We start from the raw sequence: 8,962 nt of genomic DNA on the forward strand, positions 1-8,962 counted from the left end.
TATAGGAAAAATAAAGCACTTAGTATTTGGATAAAATTCCTATACAAAAGTGCTTTATAGGCATATTTTTTTCTTTAAAATAATTACCATTTAATTCAAAATCAAATTTAACTAGCACAATCCGTTATAATAATAAAATAGTTTTAAAAACATATTATGGCTGTTTTGAACTTTTATTATTATAAAACAATAAAATTGAAATAAATAATGATAGAATAAGCAAAATTAGTATAAATATTAAAATTATTAAAAAACTTTTAGTAAAGTCATACATATAACCTAATAATGGTATGGCAATAATTCCTCCTAAAGATAAAGTCATTTGTATTATACTATATATTTTTGAGTAATTATAATGACTAAATAATTTATTGATTATTAATGGAGGTTGTACAGATATAATTGGTGTCATAAGACCAAATAAAAATGCAGATATTATAAAAAAAGTTTTATAATTAGAGAAAAAGATCATTAAAAATATAGAAAGTATACCTAAACATAAGGTTAAAATAGTAGTAGAGGCAATTCCTATTTTATCATTTAAAAATCCTATAAAGAAAGAACCTAATAAGGAGCCAATCATTAATATAGACATTGTTAGAGAAATAAAAACAGTAGAATAACCTAAAGTAGAGCTAAGCATTGGCAAATGAATTCTTAGACAAGCACAACATACAATAAATAAAACAACAAATATTAACAAATAAATGGAAGGTAATTTTAGGATGTGAATAAAATTAGATTTAATATTTTTATTTTTTTTAATTTCATTTTGCAAGTTATTATTGTTTTTTTCAACATATCCATAAGCTTTCATATTATTATTTTGAGGATTTAATTCAATTAAAAAAATAGTAAATGGTAATACAAGAATTATAGAAAGTATACCTAAAAAAGCATAAGCCAATCTCCAATTATAATTATATATAATAAAATTTGCCAATATATTCCCGAAAATCCCACCTAAACTAATACAACTTATAGCTATCCCCATTGCTAATCCCTTTTTTTCTATAAACCAATTATTTATTAGAATAGGTGCAGCAAGATATGCTATAAAAGATGAGCCTATAGGTCCTATGCAACCTAATATATAGAACCCTATAAGAGATGTTTGTAATGACATTAGTGCAAAAGAACCTCCCATTAAAATTATGGCTATACTAAGAAGCACTCGTAAATTTATTTTATAAAATAATATACTTGCTATAGGTAGCATAACTAATAAAACTATGCCTCCTATGGCAGCATATAAAGTAAAGTTACCTAAACCTACTCCTAAAGTATTTGAAACTGGTTTAAGGAAGACTCCTATAGAAGAAGTAAGAATTCCTTGAGTAGAGAATAATATAACAGAACTTGCAATTAGAATTATCCAAGCATAATGAAATTTATATTTTTTCATAATATCTCCTAATATAAATTATTTTATGTTATATAATATAATCCATTAAAATAAATGTTGATACATAAAAAAAATCAAATAAAAATAAAATTAATACACTATAAAAATATTTATACATAATATAAAATTAAAATTGTAAACGTTATTGTAATATTATGGTTTATATTCAATTAAAAAGAACTTGAGTATATATATGGATTGGAGAGCTTTGTTGAAACTTTAATTTTAAAGAAAACCATGTATTAGAAGTTAAGGGGGACAATAAAATATGAGAACTAGTAGTAGAAAATTAAATGGCAAAAGAAGAGGCTTAAGAACTATGGCATCAATGGCTACTATAGCTTTAGTAGCATCTATAGTTTCTGGTATTCCTATTCAAGTAAAGGCAAATCCAAGTGCACCTGATAGCACTGTTAGTGTTAATGAAAATAAAAATTCACTTCAACCAACAGGAAATGCATATAGTATACAAACATTATTAGAATGGACACCAGAAAGTGATCCTAATGCAAGATATAACAGAGGAAGTATAGAATTAAAAGATAGATTTACTGGTCCAGTAGTGAATCCTAATGCAAATCCAGAAGCAAAGATAATGAATTGTGCATTAACTAATCCTCAAACAGATAATGCACCAACTCAAGGTGGAGATACTGAAAATGCTTATGTATTTTCTTATTGGCAATATGTGGATTCATATGTTTATTGGGGAGGTTCTAATAGAGGTATTTTCGTAATGCCTACAGCAGATGTAATAGATGCTGGACATAAAAATGGAGTTCCAGTACTTGGAACAGTAGGATTTCCATGGGGACCTGGTGAAGGGCATGTTGAACAAGTAAAAGAATTCTTAGTTAAAGATGAAAATGGTAATTTTCCTGTAGCAGATAAAATGATAGAAATGGCTCACTTTTATGGTTTTGATGGTTGGTTTATAAACCAAGAAAGTTATGGCTGTGGTAAAGAAGATGCGGATCTTATGGTAGAATTCTTCGCATATATGCATAAAAAAGATCCAGACATAAGAATTGGTTGGTATGATTCTATGACAACTGATGGACCAGTTTCTTATCAAGATGCTTTAAATGAGAGAAATGTTGGATTTTTTCAAAATGGTGAAGATAGAGTTACAGATGAATTTTTCTTAAATTATAACTGGAATCCTTCGAAAATAAATAAAAGTGTTGAAACTGCAAATAAGGTAGGAAGAAGTCCTTTTGATGTATATGCAGGATTAGATGTACAACAAAATGCTTACAATACTGAATTTAGAGTAAAAGATTTATTAGATGCAGATAATAAGTTAAAAGTTTCATTAGCTATGTATTGTCCTAACTCTACTTTTTCTATGGCAAAAGATGTAGATGATTTTTATGTGCAAGACCAAAAATTCTGGGTTGGACCAACAGCAGATCCATCAAACTCAGATACAAGTGAAGAATGGGTAGGATTAGCTAATTATGTAGCAGATAGATCATCTATAAATGATTTGCCTTTTGTAACTAATTTTAACTTAGGTCATGGTACAGATTATTATATAGATGGAGAACTTTCAAGAGATAAGGAATGGAATAATAGAGCTATTCAAGAACAACTACCAACTTGGAGATGGATAGTAGAGTCAGAAGGTTCAAAATTAAAACCAGACTTTGATAGAACAGATGCATATAATGGAGGAAGTTCATTAAAAGTTGAAGGAGCTTTAGAAGATGTTAATCCAAACCATATTAAATTATATAGTACAGATTTAGCCATTACAGATAGCTCAACAGAATTATCTGTTGCATATAAAACACCATTTGTAGAAGATAATATGCAAATAGGATTATGTTTTGGTGATACTTATGCAGAAGAAAACTTCCAGTTCTTTGATGTAGAGAATGGAACGCCAGGAGAATGGAATACAGCAAAAATATCATTAGAAGATCATGTTGGAAAGAAAATAACAGCTATATCATTAAAATTTGATAGTACAGAGGATATTAGCGATTTTAAAATTAATATAGGTAATATATCTATAGAAGAAAAGAATAAAGATAGCATTTTACCAAAATCAACAAAGATAACTTTAGAAGAAACACTTTTACACAATGCTCAAAAAGCAGAAGCAAAAATGTATTGGGAAGATGTAGAGGGTGCAGATTTCTATGAAGTATATAGACAAAAACCAAATGGAGAAAAAGAATTTGTAGGAGCTACTTACAATAATTCTTATTATGTATCTCCATTTAATAGATATGAAAATGAGAAAGGCTTTAATTTTGAAGTAGTAGCAGTAGATGCAAACTATAATAGAGGAGAAGCTCAAACTGTTAAATTTAATTGGAACATAAATTCTGGAGATACTGAGGTTCCAAATGAAGAAGCACCAGTAAATGTAGCTTTAAATAAACCAGTTAGAGCAAGTAGTGAAAACTCAGGAGAACCTGCAATTAAAGCCGTTGATGGTACTGTTGAAAATAACAGTAAATGGTGTACAACTACTGGTATGTATGGTGGTTGGTTAGAGGTTGATCTTGGTGAAGTTAAAACTATAAAAAGATGGGTTACAATGCATGGAGAAGCTGGAGGAGAAGCTGTAGATACTAATACTAAAGACTTTAGACTTCAAGTTTCATATGATGGTGGAGCTACTTATGAAGATGTAGATGTGGTTACAGATAATACTTTAGGAGTAGTAGATAGAAACTTAGAAGAGCCTATAACAGCTCAGCATTTTAGATTATATATTGATCATCCAGGTCCATCACCATGGAAAGCTATAAGAATATATGAGTTCCAATTATTTGAAGAAAATTATACACCAACTACAGGAAATGTTCCTATGAATTCTGTAAAAGCAATTAATAATTATGGAGCTAATGATGAAGTTGTTTTCAAAAAAGTTCCAGCAGGACAAGAAATATTATTATATAGAAATATAGAAGACTCAGAACCTTTTGCAAGAAAAATAGCTACTGAAGAGGATGAAGTAAGATTTAGTGGTTTAGACTTAGGAGAAGAAGAAGGAAGAGTTTATTTTGCAACTAAGGAAGAAGGCAAAGAAACTAGTATTAAACTAAGTGCTTCATATGAAAATGAAAGATGGGATATAACTCCGATTCCAAATGATTTTACAATTTCAGATTACAAAGTTTTACCAAGAAATGTTAAGCTTGCACCAAATGAATTCTTTGGAACATTAGATATAGGTAGTTTACAAGAGGGAGATATTATAAATTATTATGAAAATGAACAAGATATTTTCCCAACAAGAGTAACTGTTCCAGTAAATGGACAAGAATCAGTTACTAAATTAGAAGGTTTATTATTAAATAAAGACGGTGGAGAAATAATATTAGAAGTTAAAAGAGAAGGCATGAAAACTTCACCTAAATTCAAAGTAGCATATAATAGTGATAAAGAAGCTTCATCTAAAGGTAAAATAGAAATAAATGTTAAATCAGATATGGGAAGTTTACCAATAGATGGTGCTATTTATGAAATATTAAAAGGAAATAAAGTAATTGCACAAGTTACTACAAATGAGCTAGGAAATGCATTAAGTGATGAATTAGATCCAGGTGTATATAATGTAAGATATACTGGAAACTTAGAAGGATTTGAAACAGATGAAACTTTATATGAAATTAATTTAACAAGACCATTTGAAGTAGCAACTTCAGAAATAACTTTAAACAAGATAAAGAAATTAGGTAAACCAGGAAAAGTTAAAGATATAGAAGCAAGTGCTATAAATAATAGTAGCATAATAATAAACTGGAATAATCCTGAAACAGATGTAGATGTTAAAGAGTACATTATTTACAAAGATGGAAAAGAAATTACTAGAGTATCAGGTGAAACAACAGAATATATTTTAGAGGGATTAAAAGCAAATACTTTATATGGAATAAAAGTAGTAGCAGTATCTTATGATGAAATAAAATCTAGACCAGTTTCTATTAACTGTAGAACTAATAAATAATTAAAAATTAAATTTTAGATTGATGTAAAATATGAGTAATTGGTAAGAGAAAGAAAAACTTTAAAGTTTTAATCTCTTACCAATTTATTTTTATATTTAAGAATTTATTAATTTATAAAGATATTTATAAAAATTTAATTATTTTTATAAAATACAATAATTTATAGTAATATGTAAATAAAAATTAAAAATTTAGTTAATGTTTAAATTAACTTTTAAATTTTTAAGGTATATTATAAAAATACATTATTGGTTTTATTTGACAAAACGAGTGAGTTTGATAAGATAATATTAATCATTAATATTATTTAAGAAACAAGAGTATTAAAGTTTGAGCTTAGATAATTAAGTACATTATCTAAGCTCAAACATTAAGGCTCCCGTTTTTATAGGAGGTAATAAATATGTTAACAAATGCAGAAAAAATAATAAAAGAATATGGGGTATTAGGTATTTTAAATGAAGTAACAATACAACATACTGAGGAAAGATTAATTAAACTTATAAAAACTTCAGAAGCACAAAATGCACAGTATACAGCAGTGGCTAGAAGGGTTTTAGAAGAAATTGAATCAGGTATTAAAGTAGATTTAAAAAATGAAATAAAGGAAGCTAAAAAAGCTAATCCTTTACGTTGGGATGAAGCATTATTTAAATCAGCTTTAGAAAGCATAAAATCTCAGAAAAACAAAATAGAAGAAATGAAGAAAGTAAGACAAATTTTTAAAGTGTTTGAACATGAAGAATATGGATTAACTATGAGATATTTGCAAATAGAAGAACTTGATAAAAAAATAAAAGAAAGAGTAAAAGAATTTTTAGAAGTAAATAAATTAGAGCAAAAATTAAATGATGCTCTTGATTCATGGATAGAAGATTTATATAAAATAAAAATGATAAATAGATAATATAAGAATTAATTAGCAACTAGCATATTAAATACTAGTTGCTTTATTTAATAGAAATTCATTATATAATTTGTATAAGAAATAAATTTCTAGGCAAGCTTTTTATTATAAAAAAACATTAATATAGCGGCTCCAATAATTAATATATAACCTATTAGTGCATGTATATTAATTATATTACCAAATAAAAAATATCCCATAGTTGCAGTAAAAATTACTTGAGCATAGCTAAATATAGATACTTCTTTAGCAGGTGCATTTTTATATGCAAAAGTTAAAAATATTTGAGCTAAAAATACACATATACCTGAACCAATAAGAAATAACAATTGGGAAAAGGTTGGCATTTTAAAATTATGTAGAATAAATGGAAAAGTCATTATTAAAGCTACACTTGAAAATACAAATACAATAGTTAAACTATTTTCTTTATTAGCTAAAAACCTTATGAAAGTATAGGAACCACCAGCTAAAATGGCTGAAGTTAATCCAATAGCATAAGGTAATGTACTACCTGAAAAGCTAGGTTTTGCTATAAAATATACCCCTGATAAAGCTACAAATATAAAAATTATATGAAGAGGTTTAATTTTTTCTTTAAGAAATATAGCACAAAATATTATTACGAAAAATGGACTAAGCTGATTTAACATACAAGCATCTGCTATAATTAAATGATTAATAGCATAAAAGTTTGCCCACATTCCTAAAGTTCCAAAAACCGCACGTCCTAATAAGTATTTTCTATCTTCTTTTAATCCTAAAAAACTTATTTTATTTTTAATAATAATTATACTAACTATTACTACTGTTGTTAAATTTCTGAAAAAGGTTTTTTCTAATGCAGGAATATTTCCTGAAAGCTTTACAAAAGCATTCATTAAAGCATATCCTAATGCAGAAATAAGCATAAATAAAATAGCTTTATGTAATTTTTTCATGATTATCTCCTAATGGTTTAATATTTAATTAAAGTAACTTATCTATTTATAATATAGCATAAATTAAAAATTAAAGTTTATAAAAATATCATTAAATATTTTTATAATTTGCTTTTAAAAGAAATTAAATAGATATAGGTTTAATTTATATAAAATTTCGTTAAAATTCAATTAATTGTTATGTAATATTAAACAATATAACATTTTTCATCTCTAACAGCATCTAAATAACCTGTATTTATTTGAGCTTGTTCAAAAGTAGCCATGTTGTTAATAATAGCACAGGCTGATTCAATAATAGAAAATGCAATAGGACAACCACTACCTTCACCTAATCTCATTTTTAAGTTCAGCATAGGTTCTAACCCTAAGTGTTTTATTGCTATATTATATCCAATTTCTTTTGAAAAATGAGATGCTATTAAATATTTTTTCACTAAAGGATTTAGTTTGCAAGCACATAATGCAGCTACAGCAGAAATAAAACCATCTATAACAATAGGTAGTTTATAATAAGCACAACCTAAAAAGACTCCAGTCATAGCAGCAATATCATATCCTCCAACTTTAGCAAGTATATCAATAGCATCATTTTTATCAGGAGAATTGATTTTTAAAGCTTCTTCAATAACCCATTTTTTCTTTTGAAAAGCACTATCAGTTAATCCAGCTCCTTTTCCTGTTATATCATGGACACTGTTATTAGTTAAAGCTTTAAGTACAGCACTGCTAGTAGTAGTATTACCTATTCCCATTTCACCAACTCCAATAATGGAATAATTTTGATCTTTTGCTTTTTTGGACATTTCTATTCCTACATTTAATGCAGCTATACATTCATGGCGATGCATAGCTTGTCCTTTTAAAATATTATTAGTTCCTTTATTTATTTTTCTGTTAATTACATTTTCAATAATTTTATCAGAATTTATTCCTACATCTACTATTATTAAATCTGTGTTATTTTGTTTAGCTAAAACTGCAACTCCAGTTAAACCTTTAGTAAAATTAATTGTTTGTGCAAGAGTTAAAGATTGTGGTCCTGAAGCTATTCCTTCTTCTACAACTCCATTATCAGCACACATTATTATTACGGCCTTTTTATTTATTTTATTTTGCAATTTTTCTGTTATTCCAGCTAATTTTATGCATAAATCTTCTAGCATACCTAAACTACCTAAAGGCTTTGCTAAAGAATCTAATCTTTTTTTAGCATCTTTCATAGCATAGTAATTTACATCTTTTATATTAGAAATAATATTTTGTAAAAAAGATTCATTAGTTAAATTATTTTCCATAAATATCTCCTAAACATTTATAAATTAGAAATAAAAAATTTATTTCCGAATTAAATTATATATCAGTATTATTTTTTATAAAAGTAATTTAATGTGAATTTTGCTAAAATAATTTTAATTTATAAATGAATAAAATTTTCATATAAAGAGTAAAATAAGTTTGTAAAATTAAAGAAAGGAGAAAATAAAGATGAATAATTGCAAAGCAAAAGATTATGTAGAAAAAGTAAAAGATCAAATTAATGCAGCTGAAACAGCTTTAACAGAAGCTCATGCTAAAGCTGAAAAAGAAGAAAACAAAACTATTATAGAAAATGCAATGAATTCACTACAAAATGCATGTAACTGCTTATGTGAATATAAAGATTAATAATAAATGTATAATTAAAAGGTGTGAAATATTTAATTTCACACCTTTTAATTTTTACACAAAGTCTTAAGTT

Annotated in this window: 6 protein-coding genes; 3 read left to right on the plus strand and 3 right to left on the minus strand. The window is 26.5% G+C overall.

Annotated elements, in window-relative coordinates; genetic code table 11:
- Nucleotides 1-154: 154 nt before the first annotated feature.
- Nucleotides 155-1,405, minus strand: coding sequence for an MFS transporter (locus GBZ86_RS09820; RefSeq protein WP_152890210.1), 1,251 nt, complete (start codon nucleotides 1,403-1,405; stop codon nucleotides 155-157).
- A gap of 268 nt (nucleotides 1,406-1,673) precedes the next feature.
- On the opposite strand from GBZ86_RS09820, the gene GBZ86_RS09825 reads away from it, so the two are divergent.
- Both GBZ86_RS09825 and GBZ86_RS09830 read left to right on the plus strand, forming a co-directional pair.
- Entirely contained in the window at nucleotides 1,674-5,372 is a 3,699-nt protein-coding gene (locus tag GBZ86_RS09825) for an endo-beta-N-acetylglucosaminidase (RefSeq protein ID WP_152890211.1), read from the plus strand.
- A 404-nt stretch (nucleotides 5,373-5,776) separates the two neighbouring features.
- A complete protein-coding gene (locus GBZ86_RS09830; protein WP_152890213.1) occupies nucleotides 5,777-6,280 on the plus strand; it encodes a hypothetical protein in 504 nt (167 codons plus the stop codon).
- Between the two features lie 89 nt (nucleotides 6,281-6,369).
- Here GBZ86_RS09830 and GBZ86_RS09835 read toward each other — a convergent pair whose 3' ends face one another.
- Both GBZ86_RS09835 and cobT read right to left on the minus strand, forming a co-directional pair.
- Nucleotides 6,370-7,221, minus strand: a complete 852-nt coding sequence (locus GBZ86_RS09835) for a DMT family transporter (RefSeq protein ID WP_152890215.1) — start codon at nucleotides 7,219-7,221, stop codon at nucleotides 6,370-6,372.
- Nucleotides 7,222-7,409: 188 nt separating this feature from the next.
- Nucleotides 7,410-8,519, minus strand: coding sequence for a nicotinate-nucleotide--dimethylbenzimidazole phosphoribosyltransferase (gene cobT, locus GBZ86_RS09840; protein ID WP_152890217.1), 1,110 nt, complete (start codon nucleotides 8,517-8,519; stop codon nucleotides 7,410-7,412).
- Nucleotides 8,520-8,709: 190 nt separating this feature from the next.
- Here cobT and GBZ86_RS09845 point away from each other — a divergent pair, with 190 nt between their 5' ends.
- Nucleotides 8,710-8,889 (plus strand): hypothetical protein, encoded by a 180-nt coding sequence (locus tag GBZ86_RS09845; RefSeq protein ID WP_152890218.1) that lies wholly within the window; start codon nucleotides 8,710-8,712, stop codon nucleotides 8,887-8,889.
- The last annotated feature ends 73 nt before the right edge of the window (nucleotides 8,890-8,962 follow it).

The sequence above is a fragment of the Clostridium tarantellae genome (assembly GCF_009295725.1).
GTDB classification, from domain to species: domain Bacteria; phylum Bacillota; class Clostridia; order Clostridiales; family Clostridiaceae; genus Sarcina; species Sarcina tarantellae.